The sequence below is a fragment of the Spirillospora albida genome (assembly GCF_000718255.1).
Taxonomy (GTDB): domain Bacteria; phylum Actinomycetota; class Actinomycetes; order Streptosporangiales; family Streptosporangiaceae; genus Spirillospora; species Spirillospora albida.
The window spans coordinates 116,237-138,462 of the sequence record NZ_JOFJ01000001.1 but is presented as its reverse complement, the minus strand read 5'-3'; the positions used below and the strand labels follow the sequence as shown (position 1 = coordinate 138,462).

The following is a 22,226-nucleotide window of genomic DNA, read 5'->3' as shown; positions in this document are numbered from 1 at the left end:
ACAATGGCCGACCCGAAGGGTTTCCTGACCGTCCAGCGGGAGCTCCCGAAGCGCCGCCCGGTCGACGTCCGCATCAAGAGCTGGTCCGAGGTCTACGAGACGTTCGGCAACGAGAGGCTCGAGAAGCAGGCGAGCCGCTGCATGGACTGCGGCATCCCGTTCTGCCACCAGGGCTGCCCCCTCGGCAACCTCATCCCCGAGTGGAACGACCTCGTCTACCGCAAGGACTGGCACGAGGCCATCGAACGGCTCCACGCCACCAACAACTTCCCGGAGTTCACCGGGAGGCTGTGCCCCGCCCCGTGCGAGGCGGCCTGCGTCCTCGGCATCAACCAGGACCCGGTCACCATCAAGCGGGTCGAGGTCGAGATCATCGACCGGGCGTTCGCCGAGGGCTGGGTCCGTCCCCAGCCGCCCGCCGTGAAGACGGGCAAGAAGGTCGCCGTGATCGGCTCCGGGCCCGCCGGCCTCGCCGCCGCGCAGCAGCTCACCCGCGCCGGCCACGACGTCAAGGTGTACGAGCGCGCCGACCGCGTCGGCGGGCTCCTGCGCTACGGCATCCCCGAGTTCAAGATGGAGAAGCGGCACCTCGACCGCCGCATCGCCCAGATGCGCGCCGAGGGCACCGACTTCAAGACCTCGGTGAACGTCGGCGTCGACATCACCGCCGACGAGCTCCGCGCCTCCTACGACGCGGTGGTCCTCGCCGGCGGCGCCACCGCCTGGCGCGACCTCCCCGTCCCCGGACGCGAGCTCAAGGGCGTCCATCAGGCCATGGAGTACCTGCCCCTCGCCAACAAGGTGCAGGAGGGCGACTACGACGAGCCCGCCATCACCGCGGAGGGCAAGCACGTCGTCGTCATCGGCGGCGGCGACACCGGCGCCGACTGCATCGGCACCGCGATCCGGCAGGGCGCCGCGTCGGTCACCCAGCTCGAGATCATGCCGCAGCCCCCGGCGACCCGGCCCGGCAGCCAGCCCTGGCCGACGTTCCCCATCCTGTTCAAGGTGGAGAGCGCCCACGAGGAACTCGCCGACATGGGCGGCGACCGCGTCTACGCGGTCTCCACCACCGCGTTCCTCGGCGACGAGGACGGCGCCGTCCGCGCCCTCCGGGTCGTCGAGGTCGGCGGTCCCGAGACCGGCTTCGCGCCGATCGAGGGCACCGAGCGGGAGATCCCCGCCCAGCTCGTCACCCTCGCCATGGGCTTCCTCGGCCCGCAGCGCGAAGGACTCCTCGAGCAGCTCGGCGTGGACCTCGACCAGCGCGGCAACGTCGTCCGCGACGCGTCCTACAAGACGTCCGTGGACGGCGTCTACGCCGCAGGTGACATGGGCCGCGGCCAGTCGCTCATCGTCTGGGCGATCGCCGAGGGCCGCGCCGCCGCGCACGGCGTCGACGAGCACCTCACCGGACGCACCGCCCTGCCCTACCCCATCCCGCCCACGGCCCGCCCCATGGCCTGACGGGCAGCCCCGGGAGCGATCCCGGAACCGAAGAACCGACCGTCCGCCGTGCCTCCCGCCCGGGAGGCACGGCGGGCTTCGTCCCGGCCAGAAAAGGACCCATGCCGATCCGGCGGACCGACGTCACCACCTGGTACCTCGAGCAGCTCGACCCGTCCGACCTGCGGCCCGCCCGCGCCCCCGGCACCCCGGCCGCGATCGTCCGCGCCGAGATCCCCAGCCCCGAGTTCGGCCGCTACCTCTACACCGCCGTCGGCGGCGACTGGTACTGGACGGACCGCCTCGCCTGGACCCGCGACCAATGGGCCGGCTGGCTGTCGCGGCCCGGCGTCGAGACCTGGGTCGCGCACGTCCGCGGCACCCCCGCCGGGTACGCCGAACTCGACCCGCGCCCCGGCGGCCTCGTCGAGATCACCTGCTTCGGGCTCCTGCCCGCCTTCACCGGCCAGGGCCTCGGCGGCCACCTCCTCACCGTCGCCACCGCCCGCGCCTGGGACCTCGCGACCCGCTGGGACGACCGCAAGCCCACCGCGCGCGTCGGCGTCTCCACCCGCTCCACCGACGGCCCCGCCGCACTCGCCAACTACCAGGCGCGCGGCTTCCGCGTCCATGACGTCACCACCACCACCGCCGCCCTCCCGCACCGCCCACCCGGCCCCTGGCCCGGCGCCCGCTGACCACCCGCGCGAACACCCTGTGACGTCCGATTCCTGCAAGCCCGCGCCACGGCGGCGCCCTAGCGTGGACCCATGCGCATACTCGACGCCACCGACCTGGACCTGGCCCGGGACTTCCTTCGCAGCAACGGCCGCCTCATCGACCGGCACCGCTTCGCCCTCCACTTCCTCGGCGCGCCGCCCGGCCCCCTCCTCGCCGCCCTCCGCGCCTACGAGAACCCCGACGGCGGATACGGCCACGCCCTCGAACCCGACCTGCGGGGTGAGGACAGCCAGCCCGTCCCCGCTCAGCACGCCCTCCAGTTCCTCCACGAGGCGGGTGCGGACGACGACCCCGCCGTCAGCCGCGTCGCCGACTGGCTGGCGTCCGTCACCGCACCGGACGGCGGCGTTCCGTTCGTCCTGCCTACCGTCCGGCACGCCCCGCACGCACCCTGGTGGCAGACGCCCGACGACCCTCCCGGCGCCATCAACCCCACCGGCACCCTCGCCGGGATGCTCCACCGCGCCGGATCCCGCCACCCCTGGCTCGCCACCGCCACGGACTTCTGCTGGCGGCACCTCGAACGCGGCGACCTCGATCTCGGTCCCTACGACGCGCTGTCCGTGCTGACGTTCCTCGACCACGTCCCCGACCGGGACCGCGCGGAAGCCGCCTTCAGCCGCGTCCGGGACGCCCTGGCCCGCGCAGCCGCCGAGGGAACCGCCGACCACCACACACCCCTCGACTACGCTCCCGCACCCGGCGGCTTCGGCGGACGCCTCCTCGCTCCCGACGCCGTCGACACCGCCCTCGACGCCCTCATCGCCGCCCGCCACGACGACGGCGGATGGGACGTCGCCTTCCCCATCTGGACGCCCATCACCCGCCCCGAATGGCGCGGCTTCACCACCGTCGAGCAACTCAGGACCCTGCGCGCGTACGGGCGCCTCAAGACCTGAGGGTCCTCACAGCAACGCGCGGATCGGCGCGCCGCCCAGCGCGCGCACCTCGTTCGCCAGGTGCGCCTGGTCGGCATAGCCCGCCCGGTACGCCACGTCCGCCAGCGGAACCCCCGCACGCGCCAGCCCCAGCGCCCGCTGGAAGCGCAGCACCCGCTGCAGCGTCTTCGGCCCGTAACCGAACGCCGCGAGGGACCGCCGCCGCAGCTGCCGCTCACTCAGCCCCACCTCGTCCGCCACCTGCCGGACCGTGCCCCGGGCCAGCCCCGCCACCACCGCCGCGTCCAGCGGGTCCACCGGCCGCACCCGCGCCGCGACCGCCGTGACCAGCGCGATCCGGCGGTCCGCCGCGCCCGCCACCCGCTCCGCCAGCCGGTCCGCCTCCGCACCCCACAGCTCCCGCAACGGCACGCGCGCGTCCCGCAGCGCGTCCGCGGGCACACCCAGCACCGCGGACGCCGCCCCGGGCCCGAACCGCACGCCCCCCACCCGCGCACCCGGGCGCATCAGCGAGGGCATCGGCCCCGTGTCCGGCCCGGCGACGACCAGCCCGCCGTCGAGCCACATCAGATCGGCGCACCCGTCCGGCACCACACGCTGGACGAACGGCGCCGCGCCCGCCGGGAGCGCCGCCTCCCACGAGCGCACCGGCCCCGCCTCCGGCCACTCCCGATAGGTCCGATCCACCTCACCTGCATACCATCCGCCCGCGCGGGCAGGGGAGGACGACGACCGAGAGAGAGGAAGCCATGGCCACGATCGCGTTCCTCTGCGCCCCCGAAGGAACCGAGCAGATCGAGCTCACCGAACCGTGGAAGGCCGTCGAGCAGGCCGGCGGCACCCCCCGTCTCATCTCCACCGAATCCGGGGAGATCCAGGCGTTCAACCACCTCGACAAGGGCGACACCTTCGAGGTCCACGCCACCGCGGCCGACGCGTCGCCCGCGGACTACGACGGGCTCGTCCTCCCAGGCGGCGTCGCCAACCCCGACCTCCTGCGCACCGAGCCCGCCGCCGTCGCCTTCGTCAAGGCGTTCTTCGACGCCGGCAAGCCCGTCGCCGCCATCTGCCACGCTCCCTGGACGCTCATCGAGGCCGACGTGGTCCGCGACCGCACCGTGACCTCCTGGCCCAGCCTGCGGACGGACCTGCGCAACGCCGGCGCGACATGGGTGGACGAGGAGGTCAAGATCTGCGAGGGCGGCCCCAACGTCCTCGTCACCAGCCGGAAGCCGGACGACCTCGAGTCCTTCTGCCAGGCGGTCCAGAAGACGATGGTCTAGACCAACGGTGAACGCGCGGCGACCGTCACCTGCACGAATCTCCGTACGCACCGGTAACTAAGTACGGTTGTGTCGTGACCCGTCGAGCGAAGATCGTCAGTACCATCGGCCCGGCCTGCTCCAGCCCGGACCAGATCAAAGCCCTCATCGACGCGGGCGTCGACGTCGCCCGGCTCAACATGAGCCACGGCGAGCACGCCGCCCACGAAGAGGTCTACCACCGCATCCGAGCCGCCGCCGACGCCGCCGGCCGCGGCGTCGGCATCCTGGCCGACCTGCAAGGCCCCAAGATCCGCATCGGGCGCTTCCCCGACGGCCCCGTCCGCCTCACCCTCGGCGACGACTTCACCATCACCACCGACGACGTCCCCGGAACCCGCCGCGAGGTCTCCACCACCTACCAGGGCCTTCCCGGCGACGTCGGCCCCGGCGACTCCGTCCTCATCGACGACGGCCGCGTCGCCCTCCAGGTCACCGAGGTCGACGGCCCCCGCGTCCACACCACGGTCACCGTCGGCGGAATGGTCTCCGACAACAAGGGCCTCAACCTCCCCGGCGTCCCCGTCTCCGTCCCCGCCCTCACCGAGAAGGACGAGACCGACCTCCGCTGGGCCCTGCGCCTCGGCGTCGACATGGTCGCCCTCTCCTTCGTCCGCACCCCGGCCGACGCCGACATCTGCTACCAGATCATGGAGGAGGAGGGCGTCCGCGTCCCCCTCATCGGCAAGATCGAGAAACCGCAGGCCGTCGACGAGCTCCCCGAGATCGTCGCCGCCTTCGACGGGATCATGGTCGCCCGCGGCGACCTCGGCGTCGAGCTGCCCCTCGAACAGGTCCCCATCGTCCAGAAGCGCGCCATCGAGCTCTGCCGCGAGAAGGCCCGCCCGGTCATCGTCGCGACGCAGATGCTCGAATCCATGATCTCCGCGCCCCGCCCCACCCGCGCCGAGACCTCCGACGTCGCCAACGCCGTGTTCGAGGGCGCCGACGCCGTCATGCTCTCCGGCGAGACCAGCGTCGGCCAGTACCCCATCGAGTCCGTCCGGACGATGAGCCGCATCGTCGAGACCGCCGAGCAGGCCGCCCTGGAGGCGACCCACACCCTCGAGCGCGTCCCCGAGACCGTCGGCGGCGCCATCGCGCGCGCCGCCGCCGAGGTGGGCGCCATCGTCGGGGCCGAGGCCCTCGTCGCGTTCACGATGTCCGGCGAGACGGCCCGCCGCCTCTCCCGCTACCGGTCGCCGATCCCGCTGCTGGCGTTCACGTCCGTCCCGGCGATCCGCGGCCGGCTGGCGCACGTCTGGGGCGTCGAGACGTTCATCGTCCCGCACGTGGACCACACCGACGACATGGTCCGCCAGGTCGAGCAGGCCATGCTGGAGATCGGACGCTGCCAGAAGGGCGACCGCGTCGTGATCGTCGCCGGCTCGCCCCCCGGCACCGCGGGCTCCACGAACGCCCTGCGCGTCCACTCGATCGGCGACACGATCTCCAGCCCGCACTGACCGCCGCACCACCCGACCGGGCACGGACATCTCACGTTCCGTGCCCGGCCATCCGCATGCCGCCCCCGCGTCACCGTGCGATCTCATTTGGAACTCGCTCCGGCCACCCGGTAAACCGGCACGACGGCCGGACGGCCCTCCCGTCAGTACTTCGGCCCCACGAACTCATCCAGCCGCGCCACGGCATCCCGCCGCGCGACAGAGATGCATCTGTTTCCAGGGGATGCCGAGCCGGTCGAGCGCATCCGTGAAGATCCGCTGAATGTCGAGCGACACGTTCGTGAAGAGGTACCGGGGATACTCGTACCAGTGATCGCCGTTCTTGAGGGGCCGCCGCACCCGGTTCATGCCGCGGCAACCGTCCGAGTGGACGAGCCCGCGGACGAAGTCCTCGGTGAACTCGTCGACGATCTCCTGCTGCCAGGGTGCGAGCTCGATCTTTCGTGTGTGCTTCATGCCCGGTCCGTGCTGCGGGAACAGGCATGGCCAGTGCTTGGAGTACGCCCCGACATTGGTGCAGCCGGGACTTGCGCGGCGCCCCACCTTGAGTTCCGGCATCACTTCGGCGATGGTCTCGGCTGCACGTTCGATCAGGCCGGGCTGGGCGTTGTTGCAGGCGATCTCGAATCGGTAGACCCCTTCTCGATGTGTGCGCGCGATGTGGCCGTCACCGAGATAGAGCCCGAGAAGATAGGCGTAGGGCTGGCGGGCGAGTTCCCGGCCGTCGCACCGCGGGCAGCGCTTTCTCGGTTCGGGCGTCCCTGCCGAGAGAGCGGCCTTCCAGTTTCCGACCGTTGATGGCGGTATGCCGGTCTGCCGGCATACCTCATGAATCGTGAGGCCCTGCTTCAGCAGGTTCAGGGCGACTTGACGCTTTGTGAAGTCATGCAGGCTGACAGGGTCGTCGTTGCCTGTGACATTTCTGAGCCGCGCATGAAAAACCCGCCACTCAGGTGCTCTGAGTGGCGGTTCTCAATGTGCCGGGAGCGGGATTCGAACCCGCACGCCCTTTCGGACAGACCCTTTTGAGAGGTCAACGTCTGCCAATTCCGTCATCCCGGCATTATCGGGACATGTCCATTCTTGTCCCATTCGTCACCCTTGGGTGAGGGGTGACTGAGACCAGGGTAGCGGGTCCCGGTAGTCTCGTGCTCGTGACGGAGAGCGCTCGGCGAGTTGTGATCGCGGAAGATGAGGCCCTGATCCGGCTGGATCTCAAGGAGATGCTGCAGGAGGACGGGTACGAGGTCGTCGGTGAGGCCGGGGACGGCGAGACCGCCGTCCGGCTGGCCGCCGAGCTGCGCCCCGATCTCGTGATCCTCGACGTCAAGATGCCCGTCCTGGACGGCATCTCGGCGGCGGAGCGGATCTCGGCCGAGCGCATCGCGCCCGTCGTGATCCTCACCGCGTTCTCGCAGCGGGAGCTGGTGCAGCGCGCCACCGAGGCGGGCGCGATGGGATACCTCGTCAAGCCGTTCTCCAAGACCGACCTGGCGCCGGCGATCGAGGTCGCCGTCAGCCGGTACACGGAGCTGCGGGCGCTGGAGGCCGAGGTCGCGGGGCTGTCGGACCGGCTCGAGACGCGCAAGGTCGTGGACCGGGCCAAGGGGCTGCTTCAGCAGGCGAACGGCTGGACGGAGCCGGAGGCGTTCCGGTGGATCCAGAAGACCTCCATGGACCGCCGGCTGACGATGCGGGCCGTCGCGGAGGCCGTCGTGGCGGGCGCGACCGGCGAGGGCAAGGGGCAGAGCGAGCCCGCCGCGGGCTGAGCCCGTACCGGCGGATCCGCGGTGATCCGGCCACCCGGATGGTTACTCTTGGTGATCGGCCCAGGGCAATGCGGCTGAACGCATATGGGCACAGGGGAGTAACGAACAAGTAACCCTTCACTCGGGGGGTGCTGATCTGGGGAGGGTCGGCGGTGTACGACATACCTGGTCCCCGCTTGACCCAACCATCCGGAGCAGGTCGGCGGGGCCTTGACTCGTTCCCCGATCCCGTACCGGATCCGGATGGAAAGGTTGGGCACCTTGCGGCGCAACAAGATGAGGGTCACCGGCGCGGTGGCGGTGAGCGCGGTGCTCGCGCTGAGCGCGGTCGGCTGCGGCGGCGGCGACGACGATAAAGGCTCCGGCGGCGACGGGGTCACGATCGGGTTCCTGGGCGACCTGACCGGTGAGAACTCCGGCATCGTGATTCCGCCGAAGCAGGGCGCGCAGCTGGCGATCGACGCCTACAACGCGACCAACCCGAAGGTGAAGATCACCCTCAAGACCTACGACAGCCAGGGCAAGGGCGAGCAGGCCGTCCCGCTGGCCAAGCAGGCGATCACCAAGGACAAGGTGGTCGGGATGATCGGCCCGGCGTTCTCCGGCGAGTCGGCGCAGGCCGACCCGGTGCTGGAGGAGGGCAAGATCCCGAACATCTCGGCGTCGGCCACGAACGCGGCACTGAGCTCCAACGGGTGGAAGTTCTTCCACCGGATGGTCGCGAACGACAACGTGCAGGGCGCGGGCGTCGGCACGTTCATCGCGACGACCCTGAAGGCCAAGAACGTCTTCATCATCAACGACCAGTCGGAGTACGGGAAGCCGCTGTCGCAGACCGTGAAGGCGGCCGCCGAGAAGGGCGGCGCCAAGGTCACCGAGGACGCCATCGACCCGACCGCGTCGGACTACTCCGCGGCCGTGAACAAGGCCAAGGCGGCGAAGCCGGACGCGATCTTCTTCGCCGGGTACTACGCGGCGGGCGGCAAGCTGATCAAGCAGCTGCGCGAGGCGGGCGTGAAGGGGCGTTTCCTGTCGGGTGACGGTTCGCTCGACAAGGGCCTGTCGGCGGGCGCCGGCGGCACCAACGCCGACGGTTCGCTGATCGCGTGCCCGTGCCTGATCGACCCGACGGGCAAGGCCGGCGAGGCGAGCAAGAAGTTCGCCGAGCAGTACAAGGCGAAGTTCAACGCGGAGCCCGCGATCTACTCGGCCGAGGGCTACGACGCGGCGACCGCGTTCATCGAGGCGATCAAGGCGGGGAACACCACCGCGGAGAAGATCAACGAGTACCTGAAGACGATCGACGTCGCGGGTGTCTCCAAGCAGATCAAGTTCGGCGCGAACGGTGACCCGGCCGCCGAGGACGTCTACATCTACGAGGTGAAGGGCGGCACGCTGCCGCTGCTCGGCAAGGCCAGCGAGGCGAAGGTCAGCTAGTTCGCCCCGTCCGTCGGCCGACGGACCGTTCACGTAGGCGCAGGGGCGGGAGCGCTACGAGCGCTCCCGCCCCTTCGATGAAGGCGACCCACAACGTGCACAACTTCCTCGAACAATTCTGGCCGTCGACGGTCGACGGTCTCGCGCTGGGCTCCATCTACGCGCTGATCGCGCTGGGCTACACGATGGTGTACGGCGTGCTGCGGCTCATCAACTTCGCGCACTCCGAGATCTTCATGATCGGGACGATGGCGGTCATCGGGGCGCTGCACGCGCTCGGTGTGTCGTCGCTGTACGGCGGGCTCGGGCTCGTCGGGTTCGTGATCGTGCTGGCGTTCCTCGCGGGGCTGGCCTCGGGTGCGAGCGCGGTGGTGCTGGAACTGGTGGCCTACCGGCCGCTCCGCAAGAAAGGGGCGTCGCGTCTGGCGGCGCTGATCTCGGCGATCGGCGCGTCGCTGTTCCTGCAGCAGCTGTTCGCGCGGATCGTGATCCCCGAGGCGTTCGACCTGCCGAAGGAGAAGGGCGCGCTGCCCGTCCAGGGGCATTTCGTCGAGCGGGACAATGTGATCGAGATCGGCGATCTGGTGATCAGCAACGACAAGCTGATCATTTTCGTCGGCGCGATCCTGATGATGGTGGCGCTCGACCAGTTCGTGAACCGGACGCGCCTCGGCCGCGGCATCCGCGCGACGGCCCAGGACCCCGAGACGGCCGTCCTGATGGGCGTCAACATCGACCGGATCGTGACGGCGACGTTCGCGATCGGCGGTGCGATGGCCGGCGTGGCGGCCGCGCTGTTCATGCTGCGGTTCGAGGAGGCCAAGTTCGATGTCGGGTTCCTGCTCGGGATCAAGGCGTTCACGGCGGCGGTCCTCGGCGGCATCGGCAACCTGCGCGGCGCGCTGGCCGGCGGGCTCGTCCTCGGCCTCGTCGAGATGTACGGCGCGGCGCTCTTCGGGACGCAGTGGCAGCACGTGATCGCGTTCTCCGTCCTGGTCCTGGTCCTGATGTTCCGTCCCACCGGCATCCTCGGTGAATCTCTTCAGCAGGCGCGCGCATGAGCAATTCGACTGGTGTTTCGGCGCGCGGCAAGGGCCGCGCGGGATTCGGTTCGGCGTTCCCGGTCGCGTACGAGCGGGCGCGGCGGCGGGCGGGGGCGCGTCGGGCGCCGCTGAACCTGCTGCTCCTGCCGCTGCTGTACGTGACGGAGACGTTCGGGGCGATCAATGAGACGTTCCACGAGTGGTGGATCCGGCAGCCGGGGTGGTCCCGGTGGACGGTCTACATCCTGCTGATCGTCGGCGGCGTGCTGCTGCCGTCGGAGCAGGTGGCGAGCTTCATGTCGCCGGAGACCGACTGGGCGACGCTGCTGTTCTTCCCGATCGGCGGGTACGTCCTGCTGGCGATCGGGCTGAACGTGGTGGTGGGCCAGGCCGGCCTGCTCGACCTCGGGTACGTCGCGTTCTTCGCCATCGGCGGGTACACGATGGCGGTGTTCGGCACGAAGTACGGGTGGAGCTTCTGGGAGATCCTGCTCGTCGGCCTCGTGCTGTCGGCGCTGTCGGGGGTCGTGCTGGGGGCGCCGACGCTGCGGCTCCGGGGCGACTACCTGGCGATCGTGACGCTGGGGTTCGGAGAGATCGTCCGGATCACGGCGAACAACACCGAGTACATCGGCGGCCCGAACGGCATCGGGGGCATCCCGCATCCGCCGTCGCTGTCGGAGTGGGCGTTCCCGGACGCGTTCCCGTTCAACCTGGTGGGGCTGGAGGGCGTGCAGCCCCTGTCGTACGGGACGCTGTCGGCGCACTCGTACTACTACCTGATGCTCGCGACGATCGTCGCGGTGATCATCTTCGCGAAGCGGCTGGAGCGCAGCCGGGTCGGCCGGGCATGGGCGGCGGTCCGCGAGGACGAGGACGCGGCGGAGCTCATGGGCGTGCCGACGTTCAAGTTCAAGCTGGCGGCGTTCGCGATCGGCGCGGCGATCGGCGGCGCGGTCGGCGTGGTGTACGCGTCGCAGGCGATCTCGATCATCCCGAACAACTTCCCGTTCATCCTGTCGGCGACGATCCTCGCGGCGGTCGTGATGGGCGGTTCTGGGAACATTCCCGGCGTGATGGTCGGCGCGTTCCTGGTGGCGTGGATCCCGGAGCGGATCCGGTTCTTCGGCGAGTACCGCGTGCTGATCTTCGGCGCGGTGCTGGTGGCCCTGATGGTGTTCCGTCCGGAGGGGATCCTGCCGTCGCGGCAGCGCAAGGCCGAGCTTGAGGAGGGCACCGGCGGCATGGGCAGCATGGGCGCCGAGGTCGCGGGACCGACGGCCGATGCGGAGGCGGGTCGATGAGCGAGCAGAAGGCGCCGGACGGGGCCGTGCAGGATCTGCTGGAGCTGCGCGGCGTGACGATGCGCTTCGGCGGCGTCGTCGCGGTCAACAACCTGGAGCTGACCGTCCGCAAGGGCGAGATCTTCGCGCTGATCGGGCCGAACGGCGCCGGGAAGACGACCGTGTTCAACGTCGTGACGGGTGTCTACCGTCCGACGGAGGGCGGGGTGTTCTTCGACGGCGCGCGGCTGGACGGCACCAAGCGGTTCAAGGTCACGAAGCTGGGCGTGGCGCGCACGTTCCAGAACATCCGGCTGTTCCACAACATGTCGGCCCTGGAGAACGTCCTCGTGGGCACCGACGCCCATCACCGGACGGGTCTGGCGGGCGCCGCGCTCGGGCTGCCCTGGCACCGGCGCGAGGAGCGCGAGGGCCGGGCGAAGGCGCGGGAGCTGCTGGAGTTCGTCGGCATCGCCCACCGGGCGGAGGAGTCGGCGAAGAACCTGCCGTACGGCGACCAGCGGCGGCTGGAGATCGCGCGGGCGCTGGCGACGGATCCGAAGCTGCTGCTGCTGGACGAGCCGGCGGCCGGGATGAACCCGGTGGAGAAGGAGGCCCTGCAGGGGCTGATCAGGAAGATCCGTGATTCGGGCCGGACGGTGCTGCTCATCGAGCACGACATGAGCCTGATCATGGGGATCAGTGACCGGATCGCCGTGCTGGACTTCGGGCAGAAGATCGCCGAGGGGCTGCCGGCCGAGATCAGGGACGACCCGCGGGTCATCGAGGCGTATCTGGGGGCTCCGGCCGATGCTTCTTGAGGTCAAGGACATCCACGTCCACTACGGAAAGATCGCGGCGCTGCACGGCGTCTCGCTGGAGGTCGACGAGGGCGAGATCGTCACGCTGATCGGCGCGAACGGCGCCGGCAAGACGACGACGCTGAAGACGATCTCGGGGCTGCGGCCCCTGTCGCGCGGCAAGATCATGTTCGACGGCGCGGACATCAGCCGCGTCGCCGGGCACAAGCGGGTGCTGAGCGGCATCGGGCAGGCGCCGGAGGGCCGGGGGATCTTCCCCGGCATGACGGTGACGGAGAACCTCATGATGGGCTGCTACGCCCGCAAGGGGGACGTCTCCAGGGACCTCGCCCAGGTGTTCGAGCTGTTCCCGCGGCTGGCCGAGCGCAAGGACCAGGCGGGCGGCACGATGTCCGGCGGCGAGCAGCAGATGCTCGCGATCGGGCGGGCGCTGATGACGAACCCGCGGGTGCTGCTGCTGGACGAGCCGTCCATGGGCCTGGCGCCGAAGCTGATCCAGCAGATCTTCTCGATCATCCAGGAGATCAACCGGCGCGGCACGACGGTCCTGCTCGTGGAGCAGAACGCGCAGCAGGCGCTGCAGGTCGCGCACCGCGCGTACGTGATCGAGACGGGCGAGATCGTGAAGTCCGCGGAGGCGAGCGCGCTGCTGGACGACCCGGAGGTGCGCGCGGCGTACCTGGGCGGCGGCGCGGACCGTCCGGTGGGCGGCTCGGAGCCCGAGCAGGCCGCCGGCGCCCCCGAGGAGCCGAGGGACGGCTGACCCGTTCGGCGGGCGGTCGTTCGGAGGGCCCCGTGGGATTCGTCTCCCACGGGGCCCTCTGCCGTCCCGCGGGGTCAGTTCAGGGGAAGGTCGGCGGTGGGGTCGTCGGTCGCGGGCGCGCCCTTGAGCTGGTCGGACAGCCGGGACGACGTGGGGTCGCCGGTGATCCGCAGCAGGCGGGGCTTCTCGGCGGCGGGGACGTCGAACCACAGGTCGAACGCGCGCGACTCGTCCCGCGCGAGGGTGAGGGGGGTGGCGACGCCGCGGGAGACCTGGAGGGCGTCGAAGCTGGGCTTGTGGGCGGTGCCGCGGTCGGTGACGAGCCGCTGGGCGTAGACGTCGAGCTCGTGGCGCTCACGGCCGCGGTTGGTGACGAGGATCCGGACCCGGATGTAGCGACCCTTGGCGAGGACGTCGGCGTGGGAACCGGTGACGGAGAACATGCCGGTGCGGAGCCCGATCGCGGCGTACTCGACCTCCCCGACGCGGACGCTGTTGCCGGGAAGGGCCTTCTCGAGATCCCGGACGGTCTGGTGCGGATGGGGAAGCGCGTCCGCCCCGCCGCCCCCGCCGCAGCCCGTGAGCACCAGACAGCTGACAACGATGATCCTTCGCATAGGCCCGACGCTAACCCGAGACGTCCCGAACCGTCGCGATCGCCCGCGAAACGAACACGCCCGGGATCACCTTTGGGGCCGCACGGCCTCGCGGCGCGTGCGTTGTCTACTCGGTGATCCCGGGCCGCTCCGATCCACGCTACCGACCCGGGGCGGTCCGTCGCAAAGGAAGACGTGATCCCCTTTGTCCGGCGCGCCCCGTCCGGCGGCCCCGTCCGCTCAGTTCGCGGGGGCGTCGCGGAGCATGCAGGTGAGGCGGGCGGTGCAGACCCGGCGGCCCCGGTCGTCGGTGATGACGATGTCGTAGGTCGCGAGCGTGCGGCCGCCGTGGACACGGGTCGCGACACCGGTCACGTGCCCCTCGGTGGCGGATCGGTGGTGGGTGGCGTTGATCTCGACGCCGACGGCGATGCGTCCCTCGCCGGCGTGGAGGGCGGCGCCCGTGGATCCGAGGGACTCGGCCAGGACGCAGGACGCGCCGCCGTGCAGGAGTCCGTACGGCTGGGTGTTGCCCTTGACGGGCATGCGGCCGACCACGCGCTCGGGCGTGGCCTCCACGAGCTCGATGCCCATGGCCCTGCCCAGGTCGCCGTAGATGTCGAACCCGGCGTCGTCCGGCTCCGCCCCGGGGGTGTCAGTCACTTACGCCTCCACAAAACTGTCGTGGTCGCAGACTAGAGTCCTGGTGTGGCGACGACAGCAGCGACCCCTCGCGAGCGTGACCGGCTCCTCCTGCTTGACGGGCATTCCCTGGCGTACCGCGCGTTCTTCGCGCTGCCCGTGGAGAACTTCTCCACGACGGACGGGCAGCCGACCAACGCGGTCTACGGGTTCACGTCGATGCTCATCAACGTCATGCGCGACGAGCAGCCCACGCACATCGCGGTGGCGTTCGACCGGTCGGAGCCGACGTTCCGGCACGAGCAGTACGTCGAGTACAAGGCGGGCCGGCAGAAGACCCCCGACGAGTTCCGCAGCCAGGTCAGCCTGATCTTCGAGGTGCTGGACGCGCTGCGGATCCCGCGGATGTCGGTGGCGGGGTTCGAGGCCGACGACATCATCGCGACGCTGTCGGTCCAGGCGACCGAGGCCGGCCTGGACACCCTGATCGTGACGGGCGACCGGGACGCGTTCCAGCTCGTCGACGAGCACGTCACGATCCTGTACCCGGTGAAGGGCGTCTCGGAGCTGGCCCGGATGGACCCGGCGGCCGTCGAGGCCAAGTACGGCGTCCCGCCGGAGCGGTACCGGGAGCTCGCGGCGCTGGTGGGGGAGAGCAGCGACAACCTCCCCGGCGTGCCCGGGGTGGGCCCGAAGACGGCCGCGAAGTGGCTCACCAAGTACGGCGACCTCGACACGCTCGTCGCCCGCGTCGATGAGATCAAGGGGAAGGCCGGCGACAACCTCCGCGAGCACCTCGCGGGCGTCCTGCGCAACCAGCAGATCAACAAGCTGGACACCTCGGTGGGGCTGGAGCTGACGCCGCCGCAGCTGACGATGGGGCAGTGGGACCGCGAGGAGATCCACACCCTGTTCGACTCGCTGCAGTTCCGCGTCCTGCGGGAGCGCCTGTACGCGTCGCTGTCCGCCGCCGAGCCCGAGGCCGACGAGGGCTTCGACATCGACCTGGAGAGGCTGGAGCCGGGCGCGCTCGCGTCCTGGCTCGACGCCAACGGCGGCGACCGGCTCGGCATCGCCGTCACCGGCACGTGGGGCCGCGGCACCGGTGAGATCACGGCGGTGGCGCTCGCCTCCCGCAAGGGCCCGGCCGTCCACATCGACCCGGTCGAGCTGATCGAGGACGACGAGCGCGCCCTCGCCGCCTACCTCGCCGACCCGTCCCGCCCGAAGGCGGTGCACGAGGCGAAGGGCCCGATGCTCGCGTTCGCCGCGCGCGGCATGGCCCTGCACGGCGTCACCAGCGACACCGCCCTCGCCGCGTACCTCGCCCTGCCGGGCCAGCGGACGTTCGACCTGGCCGATCTCGTCCTGCGCTACCTGCAGCGCGAGCTCCGCAACGAGACCGAGGACTCCGGCCAGCTCACCCTGGACGGCTCCGGCGAGGAGGAGGCGGCGGAGAACCTCGCCGTCCGGGCCCGCGCCGTCACCGAGCTCGCCGACGTCCTGGACGCCGACCTGGAGAAGCGCGGCGCCACCCGGCTGCTCCACGAGGTGGAGCTGCCGCTCGTGCGGGTCCTGGCCGAGATGGAGCGCGCGGGCATCGCCGTGGACGCCGACCATCTCGCGAACCTGTCCGCGTCCCTCGGCGGCCAGGTCAAGGAGCAGGAGCGGCAGGCCCACGCGGCCGTCGGCCGCGAGTTCAACCTCGGCTCCCCCAAGCAGGTGCAGCAGGTCCTGTTCGACGAGCTGAACCTCCCCAAGACCAAGCGGACGAAGACGGGGTACACCACCGACTCCGAGGCGCTCACCAACCTCCTGGAGAAGGACGGGCATCCCGTCCTGATGCACATCCTGCGGTGGCGCGAGGTCGCGAAGCTGAAGAGCATCGTCGACTCCCTCATCCCGATGGCCGACGACGCGGGCCGCATCCACACGACCTTCAACCAGATGGTCGCGGCGACGGGGCGGCTGTCGTCCACCGACCCGAACCTGCAGAACATCCCGACCCGCACGGCCGAGGGCCGCCAGATCCGCGAGGCGTTCGTCGTCGGCCCCGGCTACGAGTCGCTCCTCACCGCCGACTACTCCCAGATCGAGCTGCGGATCATGGCGCACCTCTCCGAGGACGAGGCGCTCCTGGAGGCCTTCGGGTCCGGTGCCGACTTCCACACCATCACCGCGTCCCGCGTGTTCGCGCTGCCCCCCGAGCAGATCGACTCGGAGCTGCGCGCCCGCATCAAGGCGATGAACTACGGCCTGGCGTACGGCCTGTCCGCCTACGGCCTCTCGCAGCAGCTCCGCATCTCCCCGGACGAGGCCCGCGGCCTCATGGAGGAGTACTTCGAGCAGTTCGGCGGCGTCCGCGACTACCTCCGCGACATCGTCGCCAAGGCCCGGCAGGACGGCTACACCGAGACGATCCTCGGCCGCCGCCGCTACCTGCCCGACCTCAACTCCGACAACCGGCAGCGCCGCGAGATGGCCGAGCGCATGGCCCTCAACGCGCCCATCCAGGGCTCCGCCGCCGACATCATCAAGGTCGCGAGCCTGAACGTCGACCGCGCCCTCCGCGACGCCGGCCTCCGCTCGCGCATGCTCCTCCAGGTCCACGACGAACTCGTCTTCGAAGTGGCCGAGGGCGAGCTCGACTCCCTGCGCGCCCTCGTCCAGCGGGAGATGGCCGCCGCCTACGACCTGCGCGCCCCCCTCAGCGTCTCCATGGGAACGGGAAAGAACTGGCACGAAGCCGGTCATTGAGGCTGATGGCCGGGGTGCTGGCCGAGGCACGTGGGTCCGGGGCTCAGCTGGGTAGGCGCAGAGGGTGTCCGTGGGGGCTCGGGGGCTCTACGCTTTGACCCGGCTCTTCGGGCTGGTCCTGTTCGCGCTACGGCGGGAGCGTTCGTGCCTCTGGTTCACAAGATCGCCGGGGTCGTCATCGTCTGTGCGGTCGTGCTCGGATTGGTGTTGCCCCGGGAGGATCGCGACGAGTCCGAGCGGGCCGTCACGGCCCGGCAGGCGGGAGCCGCGTCCACGGCGTCGGCGCGGCCGGCGGCCAAGGCGCCGGCATCGGCCGCGAGGAGGCCGGCGCCCATGCCGACCGCGGCCCTGCCCGCGTCGGCGCAGGCCGCGGCGGTCAAGGCCAATGAGATGGGGCAGGTGCCGGTGATCATGTACCACCGGATCCTGGACAGGCCCGAGCTGCCGCTCGACCGGTCCGGCGCGGAACTCTACGCGGAGCTGACCCGGCTGGCGAAGAGCGGGTACGTGCCGATCACGGCGGCGCAGCTGGCCGCGGGCTGGGTGGACGTGCCGGCGGGAAGGCACCCGGTCGTGCTGACGTTCGACGACAGCACCCCCGGGCATTTCGGGCTGGACGCGCAGGGCGCCCCGAAGCCGGAGACGGCCGTCGGCATCATCCACCGGGTCGCGCGGGAGAACCCCGGCTTCCGGCCGGTCGCGACGTTCTACCTGAACGAGGACGTGTTCGGGCTGGACGGGGCGCAGGCCGCGGCGGGGCTGAAATGGCTCGTCCAGAACGGGTTCGAGCTCGGGAACCACACGGTGAACCACCCCGACCTGTCCGGCCTCTCGGCGAAGGAGGTCGCCCGGGAGATCGGCGGGATGGAGGATCGGATCCGGGCCCTGACCGGGCTGCGGTCCACGACCCTGGCGTATCCGTTCGGGGCGGTGCCGCGCGACAAGGGGTGGCGGGAGCGGTACCCGTTCAAGGGGGTCTTCCTGGCGGGCTGGCGGCCGTCGGACTCGCCGTTCGCCGACGAGTTCGACCGCTGGGCGATCCACCGGGTGCGGTCCGAGGGCAAGATCAAGGAGAACGACTGCACGAAGTTCTGCTCCACGGCGTGGCTCGACCACCTGGACGAGCACCCGGACGAGCGGTACACCTCCGACGGGGACCCGCGGACGGTGGTGTTCCCGAAGATGCTGGAAGACCGCCTGGCCAAGGGCTATCTGCCCTGGGCGAGGGTGTACTGACGGGCGCGGCCGGCGCCCGGATTGACCCGGGGAGATCGATCCCATATCCTGATCGCTGCGCTGTGGGCCTGCGCGCGCTTCGGACGGAGCAGGCTCGCGCTCGGTCAGGTCGGCGACATCGGTTCGGTTTCCCGGCGCGGTTCGTCCGCGCCCCCTTCCGGTCCTCGGCAGGGCGGATAACGGCCCTCCGCGCGAACCATACGACTTCCATGTCCGTACCGGAGCCAGCCGACACATGACGAGCAGCACCGACGCCACCTCGACCACCCCGCAGGTAGCGGTCAACGACATCGGGTCCGAGGAAGCATTCCTCGCCGCGATCGACGAGACCATCAAGTACTTCAACGACGGCGACATTGTCGAGGGCACTGTCGTCAAGGTCGATCGTGACGAGGTCCTCCTCGACATCGGCTACAAGACCGAGGGCGTCATTCCCTCGCGCGAGCTGTCCATCAAGCACGACGTCGATCCGAACGACGTCGTCGCCGTCGGCGACCACGTCGAGGCCCTCGTCCTCCAGAAGGAGGACAAGGAGGGGCGGCTGATCCTGTCCAAGAAGCGCGCCCAGTACGAGCGCGCCTGGGGCACGATCGAGAAGATCAAGGACGAGGACGGCATCGTCACCGGCACGGTCATCGAGGTCGTCAAGGGCGGTCTCATCCTCGACATCGGCCTGCGCGGCTTCCTGCCCGCCTCGCTGGTCGAGATGCGCCGCGTCCGCGACCTGCAGCCGTACGTCGGCCGCGAGCTCGAGGCCAAGATCATCGAGCTGGACAAGAACCGCAACAACGTGGTCCTGTCCCGCCGCGCCTGGCTGGAGCAGACGCAGAGCGAGGTCCGCCAGACCTTCCTCAACACGCTGCAGAAGGGCCAGGTCCGCAAGGGCGTCGTGTCCTCGATCGTCAACTTCGGCGCGTTCGTGGACCTCGGCGGCGTGGACGGCCTGGTGCACGTGTCCGAGCTGTCCTGGAAGCACATCGACCACCCGTCCGAGGTCGTCGAGGTCGGCCAGGAGGTCACGGTCGAGGTCCTGGACGTCGACATGGAGCGCGAGCGCGTCTCCCTGTCGCTCAAGGCCACGCAGGAAGACCCCTGGCAGCAGTTCGCCCGCACCCACCAGATCGGGCAGGTCGTGCCGGGACGCGTCACCAAGCTGGTGCCGTTCGGCGCGTTCGTCCGCGTCGAGGAGGGCATCGAGGGCCTGGTGCACATCTCCGAGCTGGCCGAGCGCCACGTGGAGATCCCCGAGCAGGTCGTCCAGGTCGGCGACGAGATCTTCGTGAAGATCATCGACATCGACCTCGACCGGCGCCGGATCAGCCTGTCGCTCAAGCAGGCGAACGAGAGCGCCGCCGGGATCGAGGAAGAGGACTTCGACCCGACCCTGTACGGCATGCCGGCCGAGTACGACGAGCAGGGCAACTACAAGTACCCCGAGGGCTTCGACGCCGACACCGGCGAGTGGCTGGAGGGCTTCGACGAGCAGCGCGAGACCTGGGAGCGGCAGTACGCCGAGGCCCGCACGCGCTTCGACGCCCACCGCAAGCAGATCGAGGAGGCCCGCAAGGCCGAGGCGGAGGCCGAGACCGGCGCCCCCGAGGGCGGCGCGGAGACCTCGTACTCCGGCGGCGGCGACACCGAGCCGACCGGTGGCGCCCTCGCCACCGACGAGGCCCTCGCCGCGCTGCGGGAGAAGCTCTCCGGCGGTCAGTGACACGCCCTGAGCACGGCGGGCGCATGCCGCCCGCGCGGGCCCGGCGGGGATACCCTCGCCGCGGTCCCGTCCGGCGGCGGGTGACGATATGATCACGGCCGGGGAAGCGGTCCTTCGGGACCGGTTCCCCGGCCGTGACCCGTTCCGGTCCCGCCCGTCGCCGCCGGTCAGACGACCGGGCACGCGCCCCGCGGTCCGGCGGCGCGGCTCGTCGACGCGCGCGCCCGTCCGTGAAAGCCTCGTGGACGTTCCACCGCCCGCGCGGACGCCCCGTCCGAAGGCCCGCTCGTCCCCCGGGAGCACTCGTTCAATTGGCCAGCACAGACGCCACCACAGCCGGCACGCACACCGGCGGACCGGCCCCGGCCGGCCCCTCGATCGTCCCGCAGGGGCCCGCCCGGCTCGCGCTGATCGCCGTCACGGTCGCGGTGCTGGCGCAGACCCTGCGGTTCGCGCTGCCCCAATTCGACCATTTCGCCGATGAGACGTCCCTCGGCGCCGCCGCGGCCGCGGTGCTCGCCATCTTCCTCGCGGGGTTCGCGGCGCCGCTGGTGCGGCGCGCCGCGGGGCCCCGCGGCCTGCTGGTCGCCGGGGTCGGCGGGCTGCTGCTCGTCCGGCTCGTCGCGCAGGCGCTCGGCGCGCCGACCTGGCTGGCCCTGGCCGGCACCGCCGTGGGGCTGCTCGCGGTCGCGGCGCTGTACGAGGGGGCCCGCGGCCTGTCCGGTGTGGGGTTCGCGACCGCCGCGGTGGCGGGCCTCGCCGCCGACACGGCGGTCCGGATGAGCTTCGCCACCTGGGACCCGGTGTGGCGGGACGGCGCCGGCCCGTGGGCGGCGTGCCTGGCGTTCGTCGGGCTCGGCGGTGTCGCGCTGTGGCGGGAGCTCGCGTCCGGCCCGGTGGAGGCGCCCGGCCTGACATGGCGGGACGCGCTGGGCGCCGCCGCGTTCGGGCCGTTCCTCGCGTTGCAGGTGCTGGTGCTGTCCAGCCCCGCGTTCGTCGCGTCGGCGGGATGGCTGTCGCTGACGGCCGCGCACGTCACGATCGTCGCCGGGCAGGGCATCGCGCTCGCGTTCCTGGCGTCCGGGCTGGCCGTGCGGGCCGTCCCGGGCGGAGTGTGCGTCCTCGGCGGCACCCTCCTCGGGGTCGGCGCGGGCACCGTCGCGGGGACGTACGCGCTGTCCGGCGTGGAGGTCGTGCCCGTCATGATCGGCGGGCAGCTGCTGGCGGCGTGGCTGCTGGCGGTGGCGTGCCGCGCGCCGCTGCGCCGCGCCGGGACGGGCGGTCCGGCCTGGAGGGTGGACGCCGGGGCCGCGCTCGGCGGCCTGCTGATCGCGGTGATCCTCGTCCCGTACCAGGTCAGCGCGGTGTCACCACTGCCGATCCCGAACAACGTGCTGCCCGGCCTGGCCGGGCTCCTGCTCGGCGGGCTCGCCGCGATCGCCGCCGCGCGCGGCGGGCCGCTGCCCGCGCGGGCGCCGCTGCGGGCGCTGACGGCCGGAGCGGCGGCGCTGCTGCCGCTCGCCGGCACCGCGGTGTTCACGGTCGCCGCCCCGGACGGGACGGCGCAGGCGGCCCCCGCCGCCGGGCAGGTGCGGCTGCTGAGCTACAACATCCACGACGCCGTCAACCAGGACGGCCGGCTCGACCCCGAGGGCATCGCCCGCACCATCGAGGCGCAGCGGCCGCAGGTGGTGCTGCTGCAGGAGGCGAGCCGCGGGTCGCTGCTGTCGGGGACGGCGGACGTCGGGGTGTGGCTGTCGCGCCGCCTCGGGATGAAGCTGATCTGGGGCCCGGCCGCAGACGGCCAGTTCGGCAACGCGATCCTGACGTCGCTGCCGGTCCGCTCGTCGGGCACGGGCCGGATGGCGCGCGGCGACTGGTCGCAGATCCGCGGGTACGTGTGGGCGCGGCTCGCCGTCGGGAAGACGACGATGGACGTGTGGTCGACGCACCTGGAGGGCGGCGACGCCGGCGGCGAGCGCGTCCGGGAGGTCGCGGCGCTGCTGCGGGCGTGGGGCGGCGCACCCCGGACGATCATCGGCGGGGACTTCAACGCCGGGCCCGGCAGCCGGGAGATCGACGACATGACGGGCACCGACCTGCGCAGCGCCGTGCTGGGCGGCGACCAGTCCCCGACGACGGCGGACGGCCGGCGCGTCGACTGGGTGTTCGGCTCCGAGGGGATCCTGTTCACCGACTACCAGGTGCCGCGCTCCGACGCGTCCGATCACTATCCGGTCGCGGTCACCGTCCGGATCGGCCGCTGAGCGGACCCGGCGGCGGCCCGGCGG

At 71.3% G+C, this 22,226-nt stretch carries 19 protein-coding genes and 1 tRNA gene; 15 read left to right on the top strand and 5 right to left on the bottom strand.

What is annotated here, in order from left to right; all coding sequences use genetic code 11:
• Positions 1-3 precede the first annotated feature (3 nt).
• From IE99_RS0100630 to IE99_RS0100620, 3 genes are all read left to right on the top strand, one after another.
• The gene (locus IE99_RS0100630) at positions 4-1,467 is read left to right on the top strand and encodes a glutamate synthase subunit beta (protein WP_030144871.1); all 1,464 of its coding nucleotides are present in this window, start codon (positions 4-6) and stop codon (positions 1,465-1,467) included.
• 101 nt (positions 1,468-1,568) lie between these two features.
• Positions 1,569-2,144: a GNAT family N-acetyltransferase gene (locus IE99_RS0100625; RefSeq protein ID WP_030144870.1), complete on the top strand. Its 576-nt coding sequence runs from the start codon at positions 1,569-1,571 to the stop codon at positions 2,142-2,144.
• 72 nt (positions 2,145-2,216) lie between these two features.
• Positions 2,217-3,086 carry a prenyltransferase/squalene oxidase repeat-containing protein gene (locus IE99_RS0100620; RefSeq protein ID WP_030144869.1) on the top strand — a complete coding sequence of 290 codons (870 nt, stop codon included), beginning with the start codon at positions 2,217-2,219 and terminating at the stop codon, positions 3,084-3,086.
• A 6-nt stretch (positions 3,087-3,092) separates the two neighbouring features.
• Here IE99_RS0100620 and IE99_RS33335 read toward each other — a convergent pair whose 3' ends face one another.
• On the bottom strand, positions 3,093-3,773 hold the full coding sequence (locus tag IE99_RS33335) for a helix-turn-helix transcriptional regulator (RefSeq protein WP_030144868.1): 681 nt from the start codon (positions 3,771-3,773) through the stop codon (positions 3,093-3,095).
• Between the two features lie 62 nt (positions 3,774-3,835).
• Between IE99_RS33335 and IE99_RS0100610 the strand changes: the two genes are divergently transcribed.
• Together IE99_RS0100610 and pyk are read left to right on the top strand one after the other, a co-directional pair.
• A complete protein-coding gene (locus IE99_RS0100610) occupies positions 3,836-4,369 on the top strand; it encodes a type 1 glutamine amidotransferase domain-containing protein (protein ID WP_030144867.1) in 534 nt (177 codons plus the stop codon).
• Positions 4,370-4,443: 74 nt separating this feature from the next.
• Positions 4,444-5,874 (top strand): pyruvate kinase, encoded by a 1,431-nt coding sequence (pyk, locus tag IE99_RS0100605; RefSeq protein ID WP_030144866.1) that lies wholly within the window; start codon positions 4,444-4,446, stop codon positions 5,872-5,874.
• Positions 5,875-6,039: 165 nt separating this feature from the next.
• Here the strand turns inward: pyk and IE99_RS33540 are convergent, their stop codons facing one another.
• Both IE99_RS33540 and IE99_RS0100595 read right to left on the bottom strand, forming a co-directional pair.
• The gene (locus IE99_RS33540) at positions 6,040-6,432 is read right to left on the bottom strand and encodes a hypothetical protein (protein ID WP_342666174.1); all 393 of its coding nucleotides are present in this window, start codon (positions 6,430-6,432) and stop codon (positions 6,040-6,042) included.
• Between the two features lie 420 nt (positions 6,433-6,852).
• Positions 6,853-6,936 (bottom strand) — tRNA-Leu (locus IE99_RS0100595).
• A gap of 86 nt (positions 6,937-7,022) precedes the next feature.
• Here IE99_RS0100595 and IE99_RS0100590 point away from each other — a divergent pair.
• The 6 genes from IE99_RS0100590 (at position 7,023) to IE99_RS0100565 (ending at position 12,990) form a co-directional block, all read left to right on the top strand.
• On the top strand, positions 7,023-7,643 hold the full coding sequence (locus IE99_RS0100590) for an ANTAR domain-containing response regulator (protein WP_030144865.1): 621 nt from the start codon (positions 7,023-7,025) through the stop codon (positions 7,641-7,643).
• A gap of 261 nt (positions 7,644-7,904) precedes the next feature.
• The gene (locus IE99_RS0100585; protein ID WP_157609942.1) at positions 7,905-9,080 is read left to right on the top strand and encodes a branched-chain amino acid ABC transporter substrate-binding protein; all 1,176 of its coding nucleotides are present in this window, start codon (positions 7,905-7,907) and stop codon (positions 9,078-9,080) included.
• A 77-nt stretch (positions 9,081-9,157) separates the two neighbouring features.
• The gene (locus IE99_RS0100580) at positions 9,158-10,141 is read left to right on the top strand and encodes a branched-chain amino acid ABC transporter permease (protein WP_051711734.1); all 984 of its coding nucleotides are present in this window, start codon (positions 9,158-9,160) and stop codon (positions 10,139-10,141) included.
• Entirely contained in the window at positions 10,138-11,427 is a 1,290-nt protein-coding gene (locus tag IE99_RS0100575; protein WP_084219186.1) for a branched-chain amino acid ABC transporter permease, read from the top strand. Before IE99_RS0100580 ends, IE99_RS0100575 begins: the two co-directional genes overlap by 4 nt.
• Positions 11,424-12,227 carry an ABC transporter ATP-binding protein gene (locus IE99_RS0100570; protein WP_030144861.1) on the top strand — a complete coding sequence of 268 codons (804 nt, stop codon included), beginning with the start codon at positions 11,424-11,426 and terminating at the stop codon, positions 12,225-12,227. Before IE99_RS0100575 ends, IE99_RS0100570 begins: the two co-directional genes overlap by 4 nt.
• The gene (locus IE99_RS0100565; RefSeq protein ID WP_030144860.1) at positions 12,217-12,990 is read left to right on the top strand and encodes an ABC transporter ATP-binding protein; all 774 of its coding nucleotides are present in this window, start codon (positions 12,217-12,219) and stop codon (positions 12,988-12,990) included. Before IE99_RS0100570 ends, IE99_RS0100565 begins: the two co-directional genes overlap by 11 nt.
• Before the next feature lie 74 nt (positions 12,991-13,064).
• Here IE99_RS0100565 and IE99_RS0100560 read toward each other — a convergent pair whose 3' ends face one another.
• Both IE99_RS0100560 and IE99_RS0100555 read right to left on the bottom strand, forming a co-directional pair.
• The gene (locus tag IE99_RS0100560; protein WP_084219185.1) at positions 13,065-13,607 is read right to left on the bottom strand and encodes a DUF4352 domain-containing protein; all 543 of its coding nucleotides are present in this window, start codon (positions 13,605-13,607) and stop codon (positions 13,065-13,067) included.
• 219 nt (positions 13,608-13,826) lie between these two features.
• Positions 13,827-14,249: a PaaI family thioesterase gene (locus IE99_RS0100555; protein WP_030144858.1), complete on the bottom strand. Its 423-nt coding sequence runs from the start codon at positions 14,247-14,249 to the stop codon at positions 13,827-13,829.
• Positions 14,250-14,294: 45 nt separating this feature from the next.
• Between IE99_RS0100555 and polA the strand changes: the two genes are divergently transcribed.
• From polA to IE99_RS0100535, 4 genes are all read left to right on the top strand, one after another.
• The gene (gene polA, locus IE99_RS0100550) at positions 14,295-16,985 is read left to right on the top strand and encodes a DNA polymerase I (RefSeq protein WP_030144857.1); all 2,691 of its coding nucleotides are present in this window, start codon (positions 14,295-14,297) and stop codon (positions 16,983-16,985) included.
• A 333-nt stretch (positions 16,986-17,318) separates the two neighbouring features.
• A complete protein-coding gene (locus IE99_RS0100545; protein WP_245623005.1) occupies positions 17,319-18,221 on the top strand; it encodes a polysaccharide deacetylase family protein in 903 nt (300 codons plus the stop codon).
• Positions 18,222-18,456: 235 nt separating this feature from the next.
• Complete coding sequence (gene rpsA / locus IE99_RS0100540) at positions 18,457-19,935, top strand: 30S ribosomal protein S1 (protein ID WP_030144855.1); 1,479 nt, start codon at positions 18,457-18,459, stop codon at positions 19,933-19,935.
• 311 nt (positions 19,936-20,246) lie between these two features.
• Positions 20,247-22,202 (top strand): endonuclease/exonuclease/phosphatase family protein, encoded by a 1,956-nt coding sequence (locus tag IE99_RS0100535; protein ID WP_051711730.1) that lies wholly within the window; start codon positions 20,247-20,249, stop codon positions 22,200-22,202.
• Positions 22,203-22,226 lie beyond the last annotated feature (24 nt).